This is a genomic window from Ensifer sp. ENS07 (assembly GCF_014852185.1).
In the GTDB taxonomy this organism is placed as follows: Bacteria; Pseudomonadota; Alphaproteobacteria; order Rhizobiales; family Rhizobiaceae; genus Ensifer; species Ensifer adhaerens.
In genome coordinates this window covers 955,055-976,005 of record NZ_JACVBE010000002.1, presented here as the reverse complement: position 1 = coordinate 976,005, position 20,951 = coordinate 955,055, and the positions used below count along the sequence as shown (strand labels likewise).

The 20,951-nt window shown below is 63.0% G+C and carries 22 protein-coding genes; 8 read left to right on the top strand and 14 right to left on the bottom strand.

The window, feature by feature from the left end; translation table 11 throughout:
• Positions 1–60: 60 nt before the first annotated feature.
• Together IB277_RS11905 and IB277_RS11900 are read right to left on the bottom strand one after the other, a co-directional pair.
• Positions 61–327 carry a hypothetical protein gene (locus IB277_RS11905; RefSeq protein WP_034788698.1) on the bottom strand — a complete coding sequence of 89 codons (267 nt, stop codon included), beginning with the start codon at positions 325–327 and terminating at the stop codon, positions 61–63.
• A gap of 321 nt (positions 328–648) precedes the next feature.
• Complete coding sequence (locus tag IB277_RS11900) at positions 649–1,272, bottom strand: DUF1236 domain-containing protein (protein WP_090298497.1); 624 nt, start codon at positions 1,270–1,272, stop codon at positions 649–651.
• Positions 1,273–1,421: 149 nt separating this feature from the next.
• Here IB277_RS11900 and IB277_RS11895 point away from each other — a divergent pair, with 149 nt between their 5' ends.
• Together IB277_RS11895 and IB277_RS11890 are read left to right on the top strand one after the other, a co-directional pair.
• Positions 1,422–1,589, top strand: a complete 168-nt coding sequence (locus IB277_RS11895; RefSeq protein WP_192357202.1) for a hypothetical protein — start codon at positions 1,422–1,424, stop codon at positions 1,587–1,589.
• 172 nt (positions 1,590–1,761) lie between these two features.
• On the top strand, positions 1,762–2,403 hold the full coding sequence (locus tag IB277_RS11890; protein ID WP_060581775.1) for an MBL fold metallo-hydrolase: 642 nt from the start codon (positions 1,762–1,764) through the stop codon (positions 2,401–2,403).
• 76 nt (positions 2,404–2,479) lie between these two features.
• Here the strand turns inward: IB277_RS11890 and IB277_RS11885 are convergent, their stop codons facing one another.
• Both IB277_RS11885 and IB277_RS11880 read right to left on the bottom strand, forming a co-directional pair.
• A complete protein-coding gene (locus tag IB277_RS11885) occupies positions 2,480–2,926 on the bottom strand; it encodes a BA14K family protein (RefSeq protein ID WP_034788692.1) in 447 nt (148 codons plus the stop codon).
• A 144-nt stretch (positions 2,927–3,070) separates the two neighbouring features.
• On the bottom strand, positions 3,071–3,286 hold the full coding sequence (locus tag IB277_RS11880; RefSeq protein WP_034788690.1) for a cold-shock protein: 216 nt from the start codon (positions 3,284–3,286) through the stop codon (positions 3,071–3,073).
• Positions 3,287–3,493: 207 nt separating this feature from the next.
• Between IB277_RS11880 and IB277_RS11875 the strand changes: the two genes are divergently transcribed.
• The gene (locus IB277_RS11875; protein ID WP_192370999.1) at positions 3,494–3,766 is read left to right on the top strand and encodes a hypothetical protein; all 273 of its coding nucleotides are present in this window, start codon (positions 3,494–3,496) and stop codon (positions 3,764–3,766) included.
• A gap of 198 nt (positions 3,767–3,964) precedes the next feature.
• On the opposite strand, the gene IB277_RS11870 is transcribed toward IB277_RS11875, so the two are convergent.
• Complete coding sequence (locus IB277_RS11870) at positions 3,965–4,861, bottom strand: DMT family transporter (RefSeq protein ID WP_090298499.1); 897 nt, start codon at positions 4,859–4,861, stop codon at positions 3,965–3,967.
• Between the two features lie 172 nt (positions 4,862–5,033).
• On the opposite strand from IB277_RS11870, the gene IB277_RS11865 reads away from it, so the two are divergent.
• Positions 5,034–5,465 carry a hypothetical protein gene (locus IB277_RS11865; protein ID WP_090298502.1) on the top strand — a complete coding sequence of 144 codons (432 nt, stop codon included), beginning with the start codon at positions 5,034–5,036 and terminating at the stop codon, positions 5,463–5,465.
• A gap of 18 nt (positions 5,466–5,483) precedes the next feature.
• Here the strand turns inward: IB277_RS11865 and IB277_RS11860 are convergent, their stop codons facing one another.
• The 3 genes from IB277_RS11860 to IB277_RS11850 form a co-directional block, all read right to left on the bottom strand.
• Positions 5,484–6,671 (bottom strand): PQQ-dependent sugar dehydrogenase, encoded by a 1,188-nt coding sequence (locus tag IB277_RS11860; protein WP_090298505.1) that lies wholly within the window; start codon positions 6,669–6,671, stop codon positions 5,484–5,486.
• An 84-nt stretch (positions 6,672–6,755) separates the two neighbouring features.
• Positions 6,756–7,424, bottom strand: a complete 669-nt coding sequence (locus tag IB277_RS11855; RefSeq protein ID WP_371590007.1) for a class GN sortase — start codon at positions 7,422–7,424, stop codon at positions 6,756–6,758.
• Positions 7,414–9,768 (bottom strand): marine proteobacterial sortase target protein, encoded by a 2,355-nt coding sequence (locus tag IB277_RS11850; RefSeq protein ID WP_090298511.1) that lies wholly within the window; start codon positions 9,766–9,768, stop codon positions 7,414–7,416. The genes IB277_RS11855 and IB277_RS11850 overlap by 11 nt, the downstream gene beginning before the upstream one ends.
• A 458-nt stretch (positions 9,769–10,226) precedes the next feature.
• Between IB277_RS11850 and IB277_RS11845 the strand changes: the two genes are divergently transcribed.
• Positions 10,227–11,429 carry a pyridoxal phosphate-dependent aminotransferase gene (locus IB277_RS11845; RefSeq protein ID WP_034788681.1) on the top strand — a complete coding sequence of 401 codons (1,203 nt, stop codon included), beginning with the start codon at positions 10,227–10,229 and terminating at the stop codon, positions 11,427–11,429.
• 129 nt (positions 11,430–11,558) lie between these two features.
• Here the strand turns inward: IB277_RS11845 and IB277_RS11840 are convergent, their stop codons facing one another.
• The 3 genes from IB277_RS11840 to IB277_RS11830 form a co-directional block, all read right to left on the bottom strand.
• Positions 11,559–11,864, bottom strand: a complete 306-nt coding sequence (locus IB277_RS11840; protein WP_060518687.1) for a hypothetical protein — start codon at positions 11,862–11,864, stop codon at positions 11,559–11,561.
• Between the two features lie 165 nt (positions 11,865–12,029).
• Positions 12,030–12,896 (bottom strand): NAD(P)-dependent oxidoreductase, encoded by an 867-nt coding sequence (locus IB277_RS11835; protein WP_090298514.1) that lies wholly within the window; start codon positions 12,894–12,896, stop codon positions 12,030–12,032.
• Positions 12,897–12,934: 38 nt separating this feature from the next.
• Positions 12,935–13,696 carry an SDR family oxidoreductase gene (locus IB277_RS11830; RefSeq protein WP_089044985.1) on the bottom strand — a complete coding sequence of 254 codons (762 nt, stop codon included), beginning with the start codon at positions 13,694–13,696 and terminating at the stop codon, positions 12,935–12,937.
• 116 nt (positions 13,697–13,812) lie between these two features.
• Here IB277_RS11830 and IB277_RS11825 point away from each other — a divergent pair, with 116 nt between their 5' ends.
• Positions 13,813–14,703: a LysR substrate-binding domain-containing protein gene (locus IB277_RS11825; RefSeq protein WP_060606786.1), complete on the top strand. Its 891-nt coding sequence runs from the start codon at positions 13,813–13,815 to the stop codon at positions 14,701–14,703.
• Between the two features lie 82 nt (positions 14,704–14,785).
• On the opposite strand, the gene carA is transcribed toward IB277_RS11825, so the two are convergent.
• The gene (gene carA / locus IB277_RS11820; protein ID WP_034788670.1) at positions 14,786–15,991 is read right to left on the bottom strand and encodes a glutamine-hydrolyzing carbamoyl-phosphate synthase small subunit; all 1,206 of its coding nucleotides are present in this window, start codon (positions 15,989–15,991) and stop codon (positions 14,786–14,788) included.
• A 326-nt stretch (positions 15,992–16,317) separates the two neighbouring features.
• Between carA and IB277_RS11815 the strand changes: the two genes are divergently transcribed.
• Complete coding sequence (locus tag IB277_RS11815; RefSeq protein ID WP_090298517.1) at positions 16,318–16,767, top strand: GatB/YqeY domain-containing protein; 450 nt, start codon at positions 16,318–16,320, stop codon at positions 16,765–16,767.
• A 6-nt stretch (positions 16,768–16,773) separates the two neighbouring features.
• Here IB277_RS11815 and IB277_RS11810 read toward each other — a convergent pair whose 3' ends face one another.
• A complete protein-coding gene (locus IB277_RS11810; RefSeq protein WP_246812725.1) occupies positions 16,774–17,679 on the bottom strand; it encodes a hypothetical protein in 906 nt (301 codons plus the stop codon).
• 215 nt (positions 17,680–17,894) lie between these two features.
• Here IB277_RS11810 and dnaG point away from each other — a divergent pair, with 215 nt between their 5' ends.
• Positions 17,895–19,907 carry a DNA primase gene (gene dnaG, locus IB277_RS11805; protein WP_090298520.1) on the top strand — a complete coding sequence of 671 codons (2,013 nt, stop codon included), beginning with the start codon at positions 17,895–17,897 and terminating at the stop codon, positions 19,905–19,907.
• A 52-nt stretch (positions 19,908–19,959) separates the two neighbouring features.
• Here the strand turns inward: dnaG and IB277_RS11800 are convergent, their stop codons facing one another.
• Positions 19,960–20,799 (bottom strand): glycosyl transferase, encoded by an 840-nt coding sequence (locus tag IB277_RS11800; protein ID WP_210336605.1) that lies wholly within the window; start codon positions 20,797–20,799, stop codon positions 19,960–19,962.
• Positions 20,800–20,951 lie beyond the last annotated feature (152 nt).

The following is a 20,951-nucleotide window of genomic DNA, read 5'->3' as shown; positions in this document are numbered from 1 at the left end:
GAAAGCAGAAAAGGCGGCCCCCGGGCCGCCTTTTGTCTTGCTACGGATATGATCGCAGAATTAGGCGGTCTTCCCCAAGAATTGCCCGACGATTCCGCTCAGTACGCCGCCGCCGACAAGGCCGCCGATGGCTTGCATGGCGAGACCGGTCGCGGCTGCTTCTCCGCCGAGCATCTGAATGAGGAACCCGCCGCCAAGGCCTCCAATGGCGCCGACGATGGTCCGTGCGACGACACCGAATGCCTGCTGCTTCAACACTGCGCTGGCCGCGTTCCCGCCGGCGGCCCCCGCGATCAATTGGGTAATGATAGGCATTAATGCTTCCATTGATCCCTCCGTGTCGTGGCTCGTCGTGGACGCGCCACTAAAAGCCGATGAGCCGGCATCAATAGGTTGAAGCCTATTCCGGATTATTGTCAATTTGAGTGAAATGACGTTGCGGCGCCCGCTTCGTAGCCAATTGAAATGGCTCGATTTTAGGCAGAGGCAACCTCTTACAGGCAAAGCGGGAAAACGAAGCCGGCGGCGGGGGCGGCTGGAGGGAATGACCTTGCCGCGCATGATTCGTGCCGTCGGGAGAGCGAGGGAGGGTAATGCAGGCACGTCGGGAACCCCCGGCAACCGAACGATTGCCGGGGGTCTCGATTGTTAGCGATAGACGTAGACGATGCGTCGCGTTGCCGGCTCGACCAGAACGGGCTGGCCGTTGATGCTGACATAGTCGTAGCTGTAGTCGGGAACGCGTTGAACGGCCACGGTCTGTGGCAGTTCGGCACCGACGACGACTTCACCATCGAGATAGACGGTCTCGCCGGGGTTGGACGTGACGTAGGTCCGCACATTTTCCGGCGGCACGATCGGGTCGATCTGTTCGACCGGGCCGATCAATTCGTCGCCGCTGCTGACGATCACGGGGTCATTGGGCTGCACTTCGTAGGTGACGGCCGGAATGGCCAGGTCGGACCGGCGCTCCTGGACCACGACGGCGGAACCGCCAAGATCCGTCGTCAGATACTGGGAATAGACCCAGCCGCGCACGCCGCCGACGTCAATGCGGCACCACTTGCTGCCTTCGATGCAGCCGTCGATAACCGCGGTGCTACCGCGGGTCGCAAGGCCGACTGTCGGATATTGAGGGCCCGGACCTGTGCGGATGTTAAGGTCCGTCACCGTGGTCGCGGTCATGGCTGCAAAGGCGGACGGCGTACCGATCGCCAACACCAAACCCGCGGCCGCAGCGGCTCGCAACAGGGGGCGGGTAAGCTTCACCATCGTGTTTCTCCTTATATTGACGAGGGCCAAACGCCAGCAAGCGCGCGGATGTTCCCCCGGGAACGTCACGAAATGTGACGCTGTGACATTCTCCAGCCGTTGCCGAGGGCAGGACACGCCAGGAGAACAGGCAACGGGAGAGGGACAAAATGCAGAATGCTCAGCCGAATCAGAACAACGTCGCCGCGCGCAGCCTGAAGCCGGTCGTTCGGATCGTCGTCGCCGCGGAGATCGCGATTTCGGCGCTGCTGATGACCACCGTGCAGTGGCCGGCACCCCAGCAGCTGTCTGCACCGCAAATAGCCTCGCTTCGCTGATTGGCGCTGTCACCGCCGCCAATTGCCGCTATAGGAAGATGACGAGATCCTAGAGCGCGTTGCGATCTTCCAGATTCGCTTCCTACGCTTTAGGTTCTGGATTTGTCGCATGTCGTTATCGCAATACCGCTCCCAAATTTTTGCGCGACATGCTCTAGAGAGGCACACGCGCATGTTACAGGCGGGCATCATCCCGGTTACCCATTTCGAGCAGAACTGCACCGTGCTGTTCGACAGCGAGACCAAGGAAGGCGTGATCGTCGATCCCGGCGGCGACGTCGATCTCATCCTGCAGACCATCCGCGAAAACGGCATCACGCTGAAGGCGATCTGGATCACCCACGGCCATATCGACCATGCCGGCGGCGCCAAGGAACTGAAGGACGCCCTCGGGCTCGAAATCATCGGTCCGCACAAGGACGACCTGCCGCTGCTCGAAAGGCTCGAAAGCCAGGCGGAGCGCTTCGGTCTGGCGATGAAGGTTCAGAACGTCATTCCCGATCGCTGGCTCGAAGAAGGCGACACGGTCTCCTTCGGCGACCATGTCTTCGAAGTCCTGCATTGCCCGGGCCATGCGCCGGGACACGTCGTCTATTTCAACCGGGCGCAGAACTTCGCCCATGTCGGCGACGTGCTCTTCCACGGCTCGATCGGCCGCACGGACCTGCCCGGCGGCAATCACCAGCAATTGCTCGATTCGATCCGCGACAAGATCCTGCCGCTCGGCGATAGCGTCGGCTTCATCTGCGGACATGGCCCGGGTGGTCAGATCGGCGAGGAGCGCCGCACCAATCCTTATCTGCGCGGGCTCTGAGCCACCACACACGCTCACGAAAAAAGCCCATGTCTCTATCAAGACATGGGCTTTTCGATTCTTACGCCGAACCTGATTAGCCGGCGGTGCAGAAGTAGCTGCGGCCGTCGTAGCCGCGGAAGGTGCCGCTATCCGGGTTGAACGAGCGGTAACGCTGCGCGCAGTAACGGTACCAGGACGGGGTCCAGGGCTCGAGCGAGCGGTAACCGCCACCATAGCTGTCGACGACGACAGGGCGTGCCTGGTAGACCGGGCGAGGGCGGTAGGCCGGACGCGGCTCGTAATAGTCGTATTCCGGTTCCGGATCGATGTAGACGCGCTCGTTGTAGCCGCCGTTGTAACGCGGCTGCGAAGCGATCGCGCCGCCGATCAGAGCGCCGGCAACGAGACCTGCTGCACCAGCTGCCCATGCATCGTCATTATTGTGGTGATGCCTGCCGCCTGCCTCGGCGGCGCCAAAGGTCGGGATGACCATAGCGGCTGCGGCGATCGAGAGAACGGCGGCTTTGATGAACTTGTTCATTTGGCTTCAATCCTTCGCATGGACCGGATCAACCCGGCCTTCATGATGGAGGAAGGTTAACGCGGCCAAACTGAACCGAGCCTGAACAAAAAAACCCGGCAAGAATGCCGGGCTTCAACTGGAATCTGTCAGCAGATAACGGCGTTAGCCGGCGATCTGCAGGTTGACCGCCTTCGGGCCTTTGCCGCGGCGATCCGGTTCGGTGTCGAAGCTTACCTTCTGGTTTTCCGTCAGACCGGTCAGGCCGGAAGCCTGGACCGCGGAAATGTGTACGAAGATATCTGCACCACCGTTGTCAGGCTTGATGAAACCAAAGCCCTTGTCGGTGTTGAAGAATTTTACAGTGCCAGTTTCGGCCATGCGTCAGGTCCTTTTCTCTCCACCCGTTTGACGGACGGGTAGCATTGCAATGTGCCCGGATGGGCGTTGGCAGGCAGTTCTCGACGTTTGAGGAAAGGGTCCTGGTTACCGCAGCCAGCCATTGGAAGGGCCGCATCTCTGCTTCCCATCGGTCTGGCCGCCCGGAGTTTTTGCGTCTCCGGCCCGCTTTTATTTCAAGATCTTCCCATGTTCGCAGATTGCCCGAACGAAAGTAAGATTGATGGGTTTATTTTGAATTGGCAAGCAAAACTTTTCGGGATTGGTATTGCGTCTTGTCATTGCTCAAAAATCGGTCATTTGCGGCTTTGTGGGGCGTTGCACAAAATATATCGCAAGCTGTTGAAATCACAGCTTTTTGAAAACAATTGCTGCAAAATTGAGTGGTTTTCGCCGATTCCTCGTGCGCGGCGCGTAAAGCAGGCCAATCGCCTGGGATGCGTGCCGTCGGCAACTCCCTGATATGTTTGAGGCTTCTCACGTCGGCGGTTTCTTACGTAGATTTCTTGCAGAAAATCCAGAGCTCTCGGGCCGGGTCGAAAACGCAGGGCAAAGCTACGCCTTCGTTGCGAAGCAACGGGCCTATTGCCTGAACAACAGCAAGTAAAGCCTCAGTCCAGCGTCTTGGCGGTGGGGTGCCTATAGTTTCTTGAGGAGCCCTCAGGCAGGTGCTGCGGCGCGGCGGCCCTTCGTCAGTTCCGGCACGATCTCTACCGTCAGCATGGCGGCAAAGATGATGGCGCAGCCGGCATAACCGATCGGGGTGATGACTTCGCCAAGCAGGAGAACGCCGAAGAGGGCGGCAAAGAGTGCTTCGCTCGACAGGAAGATCGCAGCCTGCGGCGCCGTGGTGTAGCGCTGCCCGACGACCTGAAGAATGAAGGCAAGGCCGCTCGAAAAGATGCCGGCATAGAGGATCTCGAAGAGCGCGCCCTCTATGGCAGCGAAGCTCAGCGGCTCGGTCGTGACGGCGAGGGCGAAGCCGAGCACGGCGCAGACGGCGAATTGCGTCATCGACAGCAGCATCGGCCGGCCGCTGCTTGGGGCAAACAGGCCGATGAGCAGCAGTTGCACCGCCCAGAACAGGGCGCAGACCACGGTCAGGTAGTCGCCACCCGTCAGCGTCGACAGCGTGCCGCCGCTCAAGAGGAAAATGCCGAACAGTGCCATCGACGCCCCCGGCCAGATCACCCAATGCGGCTTGCGGCGCAAGAAGATCACCGTCAAGACCGGGACGAAGACGACGTAGAGACCGGTGAGGAAGCCGGAATTGGTGACGCTGGTGTCGAGCAGGCCGAATTGCTGCGTCACGGCGCCGGCAAAGAGCGCCAGGCCGATGAAGATGAAATTGCGCACGGTCGTCAGCTTGATCGGTTCGGCCGCGCGTTTCGTTTCGATGATGGCCAAGGGCATGGCGACCAGTGTCGCGATCGCAAAACGAAGCGCGATGAACCACAGCGGGCTGATCGCATCCATCGCCGTCGACTGTGCAACGAAGCCGGCGCCCCAGATGGCGCCTGAAATCAAAAGCAGCAGATTGGCCTGAATGCGCGACATGTCGTTCTCTCCTCGGACAGGCGCGTCTAGCAGTTGCGTTTTCGCCGGGCAAGGCTCATCGTCGCCACGGTTGGGCGGAGTTGTTGTCGATGGAAACGGCCGGAGACACGGTGCCGGGAGAGGGCGCCGAGGAGGGGGCTCAGCTCCTATCACCCATCGGAGATCGGCGACCATGAGCGATGCCGGCTATTCAGGCACGCCGCTCGGGCGCAAGCTGGGGCTGAAAGACGGGCAGCGGGCCCTGCTTCTCGGGGTTCCAGCCGGGCTCGATGCGATCAGCGGTTTTTCCGGCTTTCGGGCCAGCGAGACCGAGATCGGCACCGTGGCCGCGCGCGACATTGACTATGCGCATGTGTTCGAAACGGAGCGATCGGTTTTGGAAGAGCTCGCGCCGAAGCTGGCTGCGAGATTGAAGCCGGACGGCATGCTGTGGGTCTCTTGGCCAAAGAAGGCGTCGAAGCGGCCGACGACACTGACCGAGGACGTTTTGCGCGAAATCTTCCTGCCGCTCGGCCTTGTCGACGTGAAGGTTTGCGCGGTCGATGCCGTCTGGTCCGGGCTGAAATTCATGTTCCGGCGCGAGGTTCGCGATCGGCTATCGTGAACGTGCGGCGCGCGCCGGCTATTGCGTCGCCGCCTTGGAGACCCTGAGCACGGCGCCGTCTTCCTCGTCCGTCACCATAAGCAAGGCGCCGTCGGGTGCCACGACGACGTCCCGGATGCGGCCGAATTCGCCGTCGAACAGCCGCTCCTCGGAGCCGATCGCGCCGCTGTCGTCGCGTTCGAGCCGGGCGAGCAACTGGTACTTCAGCGCCGCCACCAGAAGATCGCCATCCCATTCGGGAAACATCTCGCCGCGATAGACGGCAAGCGCGCCAGGCGCGATCGAGGGATCCCAATAGAAGAGCGGCTGATCGAGGCCTTCTTTCGCCGTGCCTTCGCCGATCTCGGCGCCGGAATAGTCCTTGCCGTAGGTAATGACGGGCCAGCCGTAATTGTGGCCGGGCTTCGGATTGTTGATCTCGTCGCCGCCGCGCGCGCCGTGCTCGACCGTCAGAAGCGTGCCGTCCTTCGGATCGAAGGCGATCCCTTGAGGATTGCGGTGGCCCTTCGACCAGATCTCCGGCAGGCCGCCGGTGCCGCCGCGATAAGGGTTCGATCCGGGAACGCTGCCGTCGGCATTGATATGCAGGATGGCGCCGGCATGATCGCGCGGGTCCTGCGCCCGGTCGCCTTCGCCGCGATCGCCGATGCCGAAGAAAAGGCTGCCATCGGGAGCGATTGCGATGCGCGAGCCGAAATGCTGGCCCTTGCCGGTAAACTTGCTCATCCGGAAGAGCTCCTTGACGTCGATAAGCCCGGTTCCGTCGGCGGCGAGCTTTGCCCGTACGACGACGGTGCCGTAGCCGCCCTTGCCGTTGGCGGCCATCGTCAAGTAGAGCGTCCGGGTTTCTGCAAAACGGGGATCGAGCGCGATGTCGAGCAGGCCGCCCTGGCCACGCTCGGCGACCTCGGGCACGCCCGTCAGCGGTTTCGAGAGCTTGCCGTCGCGCAGGATCCGCAGCCGACCCGGCCGCTCGCTGACGATCAGGCCGCCATCGGGGAGTGCCTCGACGGACCAGGGGTGTTCAAGCCCGGTCGCGAGCGTCTCGACACGCACGCTACCGTGCTCGCTCGGAAACTCGCGGGCATCCTGTGCCCCGGCGCTCGGAGGAGCAAACGTTGCCAGCGCAACGGACACGGCCAGGATTCCGACCGCACGCGACCGTTTGCCCGCCCGTCCCGATGTTCCAGCGCCCGTATGCCCCATTCCGTTTCTCCCACACCGACTCGTTCAGCAGGCAAGCTGGGGCGATCGACGGAGCGGTTCAAGTCACATCCGATCAAAAGCGGTTTATTTCGAGATCGAGCCCGTCGTCAGCGGTACCGGACGCTGTTCGCCGATGAGTTCTGCATCGACGATGTAGCGCATCGGTCCCTGCTCGATCGCGTCGAAGGGCCAGCAGGTGGCGAGCGCCAGATGGTGGCCGCTGGCGGACGCGTTGATGCCGCTTTCGTCCCAGCGGGCAACCCGGCTTTCGCCGGCCCTAAACAGGAAGCGGCGGCCGTCCTTGCGGGTCAGCACCAGAAGGTCGCCGGGGTTGACCTCCTTCAGCCAGCGAAAATGCGTGTCGCGATGGGCGGCGATGACCGAGGTACCTTCGTCGCCGGGGAGCGGCGTCGTCGTCAGCCAGGCGGGCCCGAAGGCCAGCGCTTCGCCGCTTGCGCCTTGGAGCACGATCGCCGAGCGGTTGATCCGTGGCGCCGAGATTTCCGCGGCTGTCTGAAAATCGGCCCAGGGCCAGGGCTTGCCGTCGGGATTGCCGTGCAGTTGCGCCTCGAAGGTACGCTTCAGAAGCACCTGCGAGACCTCGGCCTTGGCCTTCATGTAGAAGCCCTTGCCGATCAGAAGCAGACCGGCAAGGGCAATGAGCGAGATGATCGCGAGCACGATCGTTTCGACCGCCGAGAGGCGGGCGAGAAAGCCCGGCCGTGGCTCGGACTGATTCTTGTCAGCGGCCACGGCGGCGCACTCCGGCAAGCACGACGGCGGCGATCGGCGCCCGCCAGTAGACAAAGGTCGTGCCGGCAAGCAGAGCGAAGACGAGCAGCATCAGGCCGATCAGGATCTGCTTGTCGGCCTCCGTTGCCGTCTGCGGCAGGGCGACCTGGTTGTTGGCTTCCGCGAGCAGACCTGCCGCCCGCGCCGTCGGTGCGGCCAGCATGCGGTCGGCCGTGACCATCGCAAGCTTGGTTCGGCTTTCGAGCGCGGCGTCACGTTCGTCGACTTTGCCGGGGACAGTCTCGACAGGGGCTTCGCCGAAGACCTTTCCGAAGTCCCAGCCGGCGGGGAGATTGAGCGGCAGCTTCGTTTCGCTCAGGTTCTCGCTGGCGGGCCGCGACGGCGTCGCGTCGACGGCAACGAGGCTGGTCACGCGGGAGACCAGATGGTGGGCAAGTGCCACCGTCTCGATCCGCTTGTCGAGGGTCGCGGGGTCGGCGATCGTCGACGCGCTCGCCTCGAGGTCGTCGATCTTGCGGCGCGCCCAGAGCTTGGCGATGCCTTTGCCGGTCGAGGCCTTGGCGATGTCCATCTCCACCCGCCAGGGTTGGTCGCCGGCCTTGCCGAGGATCTGCAGCTTGCCTTCGGGTGCGGTGCCGTCGAGTTCGGCCGTCAGCACCACAGGCTCGCCGCGATAAAGATCGGGCATCGGGTTGGGGGTGATGTCGCTCGCCGAGGCGCCCTCGAAGCTCGCGGCGATATCGGTCATTGCGGGGCTCTCGAGCTTGGTGAAAAGCTCGCCCATGCGCGCGGCGACCTCGCTCTCCGAGCCGATCAGCGTGAAGGTGCCGCGGCCATATTCGGCCGCCTTGGTCATGAAGTGGCTGTTCGGAGCAGAGCCGATGCCGACGGTGAAGACGCGAGCCTCGCCGCGGTTCTTCTGGATCTCCTCGAAAAGCTGCGTCTCGTTGCCGATCGCGCCGTCGGTCAGGAAGACCACCTGGCGAAGCGCGCCGGGCTGTACCGATCCTTGCGTGCGGAGGGCCGCTTCCAGCGCTGGCAGCATCTCGGTGCCGCCATCGGCTGTCAGGCCGCGCACATAGGCGATTGCGTCCTCCCGCTTGTCCGGTGTCGCTTCGACCAGCTCGGGAAAGTGCACCGACATGGTGTCGTCGAAGCGGATGACGTTGAAACGGTCCTCGGGCTTCAGTCTGGAGATCGCGAGCGCCAGGCTCTCCTTGGCTTGCTCCATCGACGGGCCGGCCATGGAGCCGGAATTGTCGATGACGAAGACGATCTCGCGCTTGACCGGCTTGGCGTCAGCCTCGTTTGCTGCTGCCGGCGGGGTGACAAACGAGAGCAGATAGGTCTTGCCGCCGACCGTTTCGCGGAACAGGCCGGCATAGGGGCTCTTGCCCTCGATCGCCTTCCAGGTGAGCTCGAAGTCGCGATCGGCAGGCACGCTGTCGCCCTTCAGCGTCACGCGGCGGCTGAGATCGTCAAGATTGGCGATATCGACGTCGTGGTAGCCTGATTTCACTTCGCCGAGCGGGAAGCCGGCCTTGAGGTTCACCGTCAGTGTGACGGGGTTGATCCTGGCGTTCTCTTTGGGGTCGAGGACTGGCGCTTCGATCTTCTCGCGGTCGGGGACCGGGTCGCTGACGGCATAACCGGTGCGGCTGTCGAGATCGACGGTCTGAACGATCGGCTGCGGGTTGTAGCGCGGCGCCACGACCATGGGGAAACGCAGCGAATAGAGGCCGTTCGATTGGCGGACCGCGCTCTGGTACTCGATCTGCACGACGACCGTTTCGCCGGGACCGATATTGGCGACCTGGTTGGTGAAGATGTTCGGGCGCTGCTGTTCGAGAAGCGCTGCCTTCTTGCCCTCGGCCTTTGCCTGCTCGTAAATCTCCCTGGCCGCCTCACGCGCCTTGATCTCACCCTCGATGAAGCGGTCGCCGATCTGCATCTTCAGCGTGTCGACGGCCGAATCCTCGGGCAGGGGAAAGACATAGGTGCCCTCAACCCAGCCCTTGCTCGGGTTCTCGAAGCGCTGGGTGACGCGGGTGCGCATGATCGGGCCGTTGACGTCGATCTGAACGTCGGTCGCAAGGCGCGGCGCCTCGACGAAATAGCCCGGCTCCTTCGACGGAAAGAGCAGGGCGCCGGTGCCGATGTCGTTGGGGCGAACGTAGCCCGCCAGCTGCCGCGGCTTGGCATCAGCAGTTTGCGCGGTCGCCTGGGTCATCAGGCCGATGAACATCAGGATGCAGGCGGCAAGGGCCGCGAGCGCCAGGTACATGCCCCAGCGTGCTTCGTTCTGCCGTGTCTTCATGGAAGCGATTTCGTCGTCGAGAAACATTGCATAACCCCCGTAATGCGAATGTGTTCGGATCATCGAAGGAAATGCCCGGAAACCGGCTGTTGCTGGACGGAATTGCGGCGTTCCGCGACAGTTGTGGTGGCTAAATTATGGCATTTGAAAAATTGCGGGATTGCGCTGATTTTTTTGAATAAATCGCGATCACCAACCGTTTCTGGCCGTTACGTTTCGTGGCCGTTCGAACGGGTGCCACAATCCGTTTTGTCGGCGCTCGACGGACGGTGATGCATCGCTCGGTATCGCGACCTCCGATCGACGATGCTGATCGCATTCATGAAACTTTGTCATGGTGACGCTTTTTGCCCGCGTTTCCGGCGTTTTTGCCTATCCGGCGCTTGCAAGACCGGGCGTCTTTCGACATAGACCTAACCGCTATGGAGCCTGCCTTTTCGTTCCGTAGCGATCACCTCGTCTCGAAACGATCAGGACCTTCACCCATGGCCTTCCTTGCCGATGCCCTTTCCCGTGTAAAGCCTTCCGCCACCATCGCCGTTTCGCAGAAAGCCCGTGAGCTGAAAGCGAAAGGCCGCGATGTCATCGGCCTTGGCGCCGGTGAGCCGGACTTCGACACGCCCGACAATATCAAGAAGGCCGCCATCGACGCGATCAACCGCGGCGAGACGAAGTACACGCCGGTCTCCGGCATTCCGGAACTGCGCGAAGCGATCGCCAAGAAGTTCAAGCGCGAGAACAACCTCGACTACACCGCCGCCCAGACGATCGTCGGCACCGGCGGAAAGCAGATTCTTTTCAACGCCTTCATGGCGACCCTGAACGCCGGCGATGAAGTCGTGATCCCTGCACCCTACTGGGTTTCCTACCCGGAAATGGTGGCGCTGTGCGGTGGTACGCCGGTGACGGTTTCGACCAAGCAGGAAAACAACTTCAAGCTCAAGGCCGAAGATCTGGACAAGGCGATCACGCCGAAGACCAAGTGGTTCATCTTCAACTCGCCGTCCAACCCGTCGGGTGCCGCCTACAGCCATGCCGAGCTGAAGGCGCTGACCGACGTGCTGATGAAGCACCCGCATGTCTGGATCCTCACCGACGACATGTACGAGCACCTGACCTATGGCGACTTCAAGTTCGCGACCCCGGTCGAAGTCGAGCCCGGTCTCTATGACCGCACGCTGACGATGAACGGCGTCTCCAAGGCCTATGCCATGACCGGCTGGCGCATCGGCTACGCCGCCGGCCCGCTGCAGCTGATCAAGGCCATGGACATGATCCAGGGCCAGCAGACCTCGGGCGCCACCTCGATCGCCCAGTGGGCGGCCGTCGAGGCGTTGAACGGCACGCAGGACTTCATTCCCGAAAACAAGAAGATCTTCGAAGGCCGCCGCGATCTCGTCGTGTCGATGCTGAACCAGGCCAAGGGCATTTCGTGCCCGACGCCCGAAGGCGCCTTCTACGTCTATCCGTCCTGCGCCGGCCTGATCGGCAAGACCGCGCCGTCGGGCAAGGTCATCGAGACGGACGAAGACTTCGTGTCGGAACTGCTGGAATCCGAAGGCGTCGCCGTCGTCCACGGTTCGGCCTTCGGCCTCGGCCCGAACTTCCGCATCTCCTATGCGACCTCGGAAGCCCAGCTCGAGGAAGCCTGCCGCCGAATCCAGCGTTTCTGCGCCGCCTGCAAGTAAGCGGGGGCGACCGTCTTTCAAAAAAAGAACCCGCCGGCAACGGCGGGTTTTTTCGTTCGTAAACCGATTCAACCGTTGGCCATACTGATTCAAGTCAGCCGGCTAAGGCCTTGAAATCAGGTTTCATTCTCAGGCGCCGGGAACCTCGTCGTCGCCAACGATGCCACCCTCGCTTTCGAGGATCGAGAGGCGGCGGGCCTCTGAGCGGGTGAACTTCAGCCGTACGCCGATGCCGCGTTCGCCCTCCGGCAGAAACACCGCGCCGGCATTTTCGAGCGCATGCTTCAACGAGAGGATCACGGCGTCGCCGGGTTTCTCTAGCTTGCGCTCGAACTTGAGGATCGTCTCCTCGTCGACGCCGGAAAAGCTTGAAAGCATTTCGCGCGAAATTTCGATCAGCGCCCTGGCGGCGCGGCACTGTGGACCTGTAATCATCGTCACCTCCAGTTGCGGTGAGGATGCGCGAAGGGTGGCCGAGGGTCAACAACAAGCAGATGGCCCGCGGCGTTTCGACCGCGGGCCATCTGCTTGTTGTTTGCTTGCGGCGCGCTGGCGAGCATCATCGGCGTGCGCTTGCATCCGGACCGCTGGGGCCGCCCTCTATTTGCCCCGTATCGCCTCGATGAGGCCGGAGGCCTCGTCGCCGCCAAAGCCGGCGGCGAGGCGCTTCTTTGCCAGCCTTTCGATCGGCTCCATGAAGGCCGGATCGATGCCCAGGCTGCGGCTTGCGGCAACGATGTTGGTGATCGCCACCGACTGCATTGAGAGGTTCGACATCACGTCGCGGGCGTGGTCGCCGCTGTCGATCCGTTCGGCATAATCAGGCAGCGCCGTCATCATCGCGGCAAGCCAGGGCTCGACCAGCGGCAGGAACTGCTTCGCGGTGAAGCCGACGCTGCCGGCGAGCGCCGTTGCGTGCAGATAGCCGCCGAAGAGACCGTACATCGCCGACAGCAAGGCGAGGTCGCTGACCGCGGCGAGAACAGGATCCTCGCCGAGATAGTGGCTCTGGCCGAAGGCGGCCAATTGCTCCCTGGTTTTTTCGAAAGCATCGGCGCTGCCACTACAGAGAATGAAGGCATCCGGTGTGCCGATCATCGGCGGCGTCGCCATGATTCCTCCGTCGAGATAGCGTGCGCCGTACGCTTCAAGGCGGGCCGCGACCGCCCGGACTTCATCCGGGCGACCGTTGGTGAGGTTGATGACGGTCTTGCCTGCGAGCATGGGGCCGACATCTGCCAGCGTCGTTTCGACGGCGGCGTAGTCGGTGAGGCATAGGATGAGGATATCGCTGGCCGCAATGGCTTCGGTGACCGTTGCTGCCCGGCGAGCGCCGCGGGCAACCAGCGCGTCGGCCCGCGCGGACGTACGGTTCCAGACGGTGGCGGTGTTGCCCGCGTCGATGAGGGTTTTGGCAAGTGCCGTGCCCATGGCGCCGAGGCCGATGATGGCGATGGATTTGGACATCGTGATTCTCCGCTCCTGGTTCCCCGCTCTGGCCCGCTTCAGGCCGCCGGCGACAATTGCTGGCCGAGGCCACCGTCGACGGTGAGGCGTGCGCCGGTGGTGAAGGTGGCATCGAAGGCGAGGAACAGCACGGCGCGGGCGACTTCGTCCGCCGTGCCGTTGCGGCCCATCGGGGTGATCGCATCGCCGAGCGCCTTGAACTCGGCACGTTCGGCGTCGGTGACGCCCGCCACGCCCTTGGTCGGCGTATCGATGAAGCCGGGGCTGACCGAGTTGACCCTTATGCCGCGCGGCAGAAGCTCGGCGGCAAAGACGGAGGCAAACGAGATCAGCGCCGCCTTGCTGCCGCTATAGACCGCCATTCCCGGATGGCCGCCGACATCAGCAACCGACGAGGTAAAGACGATCGAGCCGCCGTCGCGGATCAGAGGCGCCAGCCGCTGGACGGTGAAAAAGGCACCCTTGGTGTTGATGGTGAACTGGCGATCGTAGGAGGCCTCCGTCACCTGGTCGAATGGCTCGAGCAGCGATGTGCCGGCGTTGACGTGCAGGAGATCGATCGAACCCAGTTTCTGCCCGACCGTCGCCCCGAGCACAGCGATCTCGCCGAGATCGGCGATATCTGACTTTACCGCATGAACGCGGTCGCCGAAGCGCTGCTGGATCCGGGCGAGGTTCTCTTCGTTGTTTCCGGTCAGAAGCACCTCGGCGCCGCCGTCGACGAGCCGCTCGACCGTCGCCAGACCCATGCCATGCGTGCCGCCGATGACGACGGCTTTCTTGTTTTGATAGATACCCATTGTCTTTTCCTTCGATATCAGGCTTCGATGAGGAAGAGATAATTTCGTGGACGATATTGCGTAAGACGGGCAAACGTGGATGTATCGTCCACGCTTGTAGACATTGGAGGCCCGCGATGCGCAATCTCAACGACTTCATCGTCTTTGCCCATGTGGTCGATCACAAGGGGTTCGCGCCGGCGGCGCGGGCGCTGAACGTGCCGAAATCGACGCTGAGCAAGCGCGTGGCCGAGTTGGAAAAGACGCTTGGTGTCCGGCTGATCAACCGAACTTCGCGTCGCTTCACCGTGACGGAGATAGGCGAGGATTTCTACCGGCATGCCTCGGCGATGTTGATAGAGGCGGAAGCGGCCGAAGCCATCGTCAAGGGGCGCCTTGCCGAACCGAGCGGAACGGTGAGGATCACCGCCTCTGTGCCGACGGCTCAGATGATGCTGGCGGGGCTGCTGCCGCCGCTGGCGCAGGCCTATCCCAAGATGCGGGTGATGCTGCACGCGACGGACCGTTTCGTCGATGTGGTGCAGGAGGGCTTCGACATCGCAGTGCGCGATCACTTCGCACCGTTGCCCGATTCCGGCATGGTGCAGCGGCGGGTGGCAAACGATGCCATCCTGCTCGTGGCAGCGCCCGCCTACCTGGAAAATCGCGGGCACCCGCGCGAACCGAGCGACCTTTCGCGCCACGACGGGCTGCTGGCCTCCCTGACCTCGGAGGGATGGACGATGCGCAACGACGCGGGCGTGGTCGTCAGGGTGCGCCCCATGCCGCGGTTCCTCGCAGACGAATCCAACGTGTTGCTCGAGGCCGCCGTCTCCGGTCTTGGCATCACCGCGCTACCGAGAAAGATCTGTCGGGCGGCAATCGAGGCTGGAAGTCTTGTGCGTGTGCTTGCCGATTGGGAGGCAGGCAGCGTGACGACGACGCTGTTGATGCCGCATCGGCGCGGGCAACTGCCGTCGGTTCGCGCCGTCGTCGACTTCATCGTCACGCATCTGCCAGGAGAGTGAGGCTGGGCGGCAGCGAAGGCGCATGCTCGAAAAGAAAAGGCCCGCTAGGAGCGGGCCTTCGAAGCTTGTCTCGATCGGTCGCTTAGCGCTCTGCGAGCGCCGGTTCGCCCTTCTTCTCGCGCACGAGGTTCATGAAGCGGCGGAAGAGATAGTGGCTGTCCTGCGGGCCGGGGGAGGCTTCCGGGTGGTGCTGGACCGAGAACACCGGCTTGCCGGCGACGCGCAGGCCGCAATTGGTGCCGTCGAAGAGCGAAATGTGAGTCTCATCAACACCCTGCGGCAGCGACTTCGAATCCACCGCGAAGCCGTGGTTCATCGAGACGATCTCGACCTTGCCGGTGGTGTGGTCCTTGACCGGATGGTTGGCGCCGTGGTGGCCCTGGTGCATCTTTTCGGTCTTGCCGCCGAGTGCCAGCGCCAGCATCTGGTGGCCGAGGCAGATGCCGAAGACCGGGATGTCGGTCTTGAGCAGGTCCTGGATGACCGGCACGGCGTATTTTCCGGTTGCTGCCGGGTCGCCGGGGCCGTTCGACAGGAAGATGCCGTCCGGCTTCTGCGCCAGCACTTCGTCGGCGCTGGTCGTGGCCGGCATGACCGTGACGCGGGCGTTGAGGCCGGCAAAGAGGCGCAGGATGTTGCGCTTCACGCCGTAGTCGAGCGCGACGATATGGTAGGCGGCATCGGTTTCGCCGAGCGTCGAATAACCTTCGTTCCAGACCCAGGGCTGCTCGTCCCAGCGCGACGACTGGCCGGAGGTCGCGACCTTGGCAAGGTCGAGGCCTTCGAGGCCGCTCCAGGCCTTGGCTTCTTTCTTCAGCGTCTCGATGTCGAAGACGCCCGAGGGGTCGTGGGCGATGACGGCGTTCGGCATGCCGTTTTCGCGGATCCAGGCGGTGAGGGCGCGGGTGTCGATGCCGCAAAGGCCGATGATGCCGCGGGCCTTCAGCCAGGCGTCGAGGTGCTTGGCGGCGCGGTAGTTGGACGGCTCGGTGATGTCGGCCTTGAAGATGACGCCGACCGCGCCGTGGCGTGCTGCCGGCGTCAGGTCTTCGATGTCTTCGTCATTGGCGCCGATGTTGCCGATGTGCGGGAAGGTGAAGGTGACGATCTGGCCGAGATAGGAGGGGTCCGTCAGAATTTCCTGGTAGCCCGTCAGCGCCGTGTTGAAGCAGACCTCCGCCTGCACTTTGCCGGTCGCGCCGATGCCCTTGCCCTCGATCACGGTGCCGTCGGCCAGAACGAGCAGTGCGGTTGGTTTTTCAGTGGTCCATGCGGGTGTCGCGGTCATCGTTCCTATCCCGTTGCGGCGCGAAGCGGGGGCTTGAAAGCCCGGCAGTCGATCGCCATTTCTTTGCTCAGGCATGGACGCGCGGAAACCCCGCGGAAAAGTGCTCTCATGCCGATGTTGTGCAGGTGCGGGAAAATACCCAAAGCGCTTAGCCGGGTCAACCGGCCGCTGTGAATTGTCGGGAAATAAAATTCCTTATAATTCAAGCGGTTGCGTATTCCGTTTGATTGCGCCTGTCACACTGGTTTAAGACGACGACAACAACGATGGTTTCGAACCGGTTCCGGGCAGAGCACCGCGGGCCGGTTTTGACATGGAGTATGGACATGCGCGACCTGTTCGCTAACGCACTGAAGGAAGCCCTCAAAGCCAAGGACGCACGGCGTACCTCGACCGTGCGGCTGATCCAGGCGGCGATCAAGGATCGGGACATTGCCAATCGGGGCCTCGGCAAGGACCCGGTCAGCGATGACGAAATCCTGCAGATCCTCGCCAAGATGATCAAGCAGCGCGAAGAATCGGCTCGTATCTACGACGACGCCGGCCGGCCGGAGCTTGCCGCGCAGGAGCGTGAGGAAATCGTCATCATCAACCAGTTCCTGCCGGCCCAGCTTCCGGAGGCAAAGGTGAAGGAACTCTGCGCCTCGGTCATCGCCGAAACCGGCGCACATGGCCTGCGTGATATGGGCAAGTGCATGAACGTGCTCAAGGAGCGCTACCCCGGCCAGATGGACTTCGCCAAGGCCTCCGGCCTGGTGAAGGAACTGCTCAAGTAGCTCCGCTCAAGTCAGTGCCGCCGCCCGTTGCGATAAGACGGGCGTCGCCACCTCGGCTTTCGCCGGAAACGTCGCTTCGAATGCGCGATCGATGAGCGCGAACTTCTCCGCCTGATAATCCCAGTATTCACGGATGAAGGCTTTGGACAGCCAGACCGCGCCGCGTCCGGGCGACCGCTCCCACCCCATATTGCCCAAAAGGGCTGCCTTGTCGAAGATCCGCTTGAGGTGGGTCTTGGAGATGATGAAGCGTTCGCTGAGATCGCTCGGCGAAACCGGCCCGATGGCGAGGCGCTCTGCCTCGGGGTCGAAGGCGCCGATGCGGGAAAAGAGATCGTCCATCACCACGCCCCCGGAATTGACCCAGGTGAAGAGGTCGAAGGTCGGGCCTGGACGACGGACCGTGTCGTTGCCGACAAGCGCGTGGGCGACGGCGGCCTGCAGCCGGCCGAACTGGGCCTGCTCTTCGCTTAGCCGTGCCAGCCGCGACTGGCCATCGAAGGCGTCGAGGATGGCCAGATGGGACTGCATCCATTTCCAGACATAGTCGAGTGCTGCCTCGGTAGGCTCCAGCGGCCGGCTGCGCTTGTCTGGCTGCACCGTGATGTAGCGGGCGAAGCGGTAGGTAACCATTTCCTGCACGAAGGATGCCGCGGTGTTGCGGCTGGCGATCCCGTGCATGACGGCATAGTTGATGAAACGGCCGCTGTAGAGGCCGCTCGAGGGATCATCCGGATCGCGGTCGTGATGAAGTGCAAGCCCGGATTGGGCCATCAGCCAGCGCTGCTGCGAGGCAAAGATCGAGGCGAGCCGCGGGTTTGCCGCATACATCTCCACCATGCCGCGCGCATAGCTCAGCACCGCGCCGAAGAAAGCCGGACTGGAGGCGAGCACGTTGACGGAAATGGCCATGGCAAGTGATCCAATTCGAGACGGCGAATTGATCCTTTTCGTCAAAGGGGTGTCAAGTGCTACTTTTGGTCTTCAGAAAATATTCATACACAACTTTTGATTGGGCGTCCGGCGTGCGATTCCCGTTTCGCTCCTGTGAATAGCGTGCAAGCAGGATCACTGTTGTAGCGCCCGCCGGCCATGCCGCCTATATGGAGGATCGACCAGAGGTATCCATGCGCTTTTCACAGTCCTTTCTTGACGAGATACGCGATCGCGTTCCGATTTCGGACGTGATTGCCAAGCGCGTTAGCTGGGACCGGCGCAAGACCAACGTCTCGCGCGGCGACTATTGGGCCTGCTGCCCCTTTCACGGCGAGAAGTCGCCGAGCTTTCACTGCGAGGACGGCAAGGGCCGCTACCATTGCTTCGGCTGCGGTGTCTCGGGTGACCACTTCCGCTTTCTCACCGATCTCGAAGGCCTGAGCTTTCCCGAAGCCGTACAGCAGATCGCCGACATGGCGGGCGTTGCCATGCCGCAACCGGATCCGCAGGCAGAGCGCCGGGAGAAGGAACGTACAAGCCTGCTCGACGTGATGGAGCTGGCGACCGCGTACTTCGAGGACCAACTCCAGACGGCCAACGGCGCCAAGGCGCGCGCCTATCTGCGCGAGCGCGGGCTGACGGGGCGCACGATCGAGACCTTTCGTTTGGGCTACGCGCCCGACAGCCGCAACGCGCTCAAGGAACATCTCGCCGGCAAGGGTGTCGGCAAGGAACAGATCGAGGCCTGCGGCCTCGTGGTGCACGGGCCGGACGTGCCGGTTTCCTACGACCGGTTCCGCGACCGCATCATGTTCCCGATCCTGTCGTCGCGCGAGAAGGTCATCGCGTTTGGCGGCCGCGCCATGTCGCCGGACGCACCGGCCAAGTATCTGAACTCGAACGAGACCGAGCTCTTCCACAAGGGCAACGTGCTCTACAATTTCGCCCGCGCGCGCCGTGCTTCGCAAGGAGCCGCACGTGACGTCGGGCAGGACGATGCGGCCGGAACGATCATCGCCGTCGAAGGCTACATGGACGTGATCGCGCTGCATCAGGCAGGCGTCGAAAACGCCGTTGCGCCGCTCGGCACGGCGCTCACCGAAAACCAGCTCGATCTCTTGTGGAAGATGACGTCGCAGCCGGTGCTCTGCTTCGACGGCGATGGGGCAGGCATTCGTGCCGCAAACCGCGGCGTCGACCTGGCGCTGCCGCATCTGAAGCCCGGTCGTTCGGTCCGCTTCGCCATGCTTCCGGACGGCAAGGATCCCGACGACCTCGTGCGTCAGGAGGGCCGTGGGCCTTTCGACAAGGTGCTCGCCAACGCCCGTTCGCTCGCCGAGATGGTCTGGCAGCGCGAGGTCCAGGGCGGCGCTTTCGACACGCCGGAAAAGCGCGCCGAGCTCGAAGCACGGCTGAAGCAGGTGACATCCGTGATCGCCGACGAAAGCGTGCGCCGGCACTATGGCCAGGACATGCGCGACCGGCTTCACGCCTTCCTGCAATCCTCAGGGGCAGGGCGGGGCGAGCGGCGCCCGTTTGAACGCGGCGTTCGCCAAGGCGGTGGCGGCGGAGCACGCGGTGCCGGTCAGCCCCGGGGGCCGAATGCGAGCGGGCCGACGGCAATCTCCGACCGGCTGGCGCGCTCGACACTGGTCAGCGGACAGCAGGTGGCGCCGCTTCTGAGAGAGAGCGTTCTGGCACTCACCATCGTCAACCACCCGCAATTGCTGTTCGACGAATATGACGAGATCTCGACGATCGAGTTCGACCACCGCGAGCTGCAGCGCTGCTGGGCGGCGGTGCTGAACGCTGCGGCTGCGCAGGGGCCGCGGTTGAACCGCGAGGATCTGCTCGAACAATTGCAGGCGGAGGGTTTTGGTGCGCTGATTACCGCGATCGACCAGCAGATCCGCTATGCGCGGCTCTGGACCGCGACAACGGCGGCCGCGCCCGAGGACGCCCGCGAAGGCTATCTGCAGGCGCTGGCACTGCACCAGCGCTCGAAGGCATTGCACTGGCAGGTGCGCGAGCTCGAACGCGAACTGGCCTATGCGACCGAGGAGGGCGACCTCGAAGCCGTGCCACAGCTTTTGCGCACGCTTCAGGAAGTGCAGCACGAAGTGACGCGGCTTGAAAACCAGGAAGCGATCATCGAGGGCTTCGGCGTGCTTTCAGGCCGCGTGAAGGGGCCGGCGGCGCGCTAGCTGCTGGGTTTTCCCCGCAGCGAAAGCAGGCCTGTTCTCGGCGAAGTCTCGACTATTCGCGCCAATGATCGGCCACCCATGGCGATGGGCGAAGGTAGTGCCGGAGATAGCGAAACGCATTCTTCTCGTAACGGTCGGATGCAAACAGCCCGAGGATATGGCCAAGCGGGGTGGAGACCTTGTCCTTCTTGCCGAAGCGGCCTTCGATCGCATGCTGCGGCAGGAGGTTGCGCGGGAACAGCACGACGCGCGCGTCCTTGGGCAGTCGGGGTGCCAGGAAAAAGTTGAGCGGGAACGGCCGGCGGCAGTCCTGCCGGAAATGCAGGACCCAGCGGCGGGGGAAAAGTTTGGTCCCGCCCGGCGCATTGCGCGTGACGAAGCGCTGCTCGAAACGGTATTCGTCGGCAATGCCTTGCGGGTCGGCGCGGAATTTCTCCTGCAACGGCACCAGCTTGCCGACTGGATAGCGAAACAGCGAGGTCTGGCCGAGGCGCTCGAACGGCGTCGTCTGGTTACGGGCGAGGATGACGTCGTCCGGTTCTCCCTTCTCGAAGAAACCATCGAGCGATCCGACGATGACCAGGTCGAGGTCCAGGAACAGGACGGGGCCTTTGAGATTGCCGAGCTTCGGCCCCCACAGCCGCGACTTCTGCCAGATGCCGGGCGTGTTCTTGGGCATTTCGCCGATGTCCAGCGGCGGCAAATCCTCGCACAGGATTTCCGGACGCAGGCCGTCGCGATTGTCGGTAAAGCAGGTGAAGGTGAAGGGCGGGGTGATGTTGCGCGCCACCATGGCGTAGAGCCGGTTGATGAACGGTGCGCCGTACTTCGTACCCCAGTTGATGCAGATGATCTGCTTGACGCCGCCGCTCGCCGCTAGAATATTTGCCATAATCACGTCCCGATTTCTGCGCGCCACTAAAGTACCGATGCGTTATCAAGGTCAAGCTGTCGGGGCAATCCCCGGTGAAGCGCAGCAGGGCCTGCGGGGAAAAACAGCCCTTGTCTCTTCAGTTGCGGCAAGGGCTATGGCATTGCCTGCGC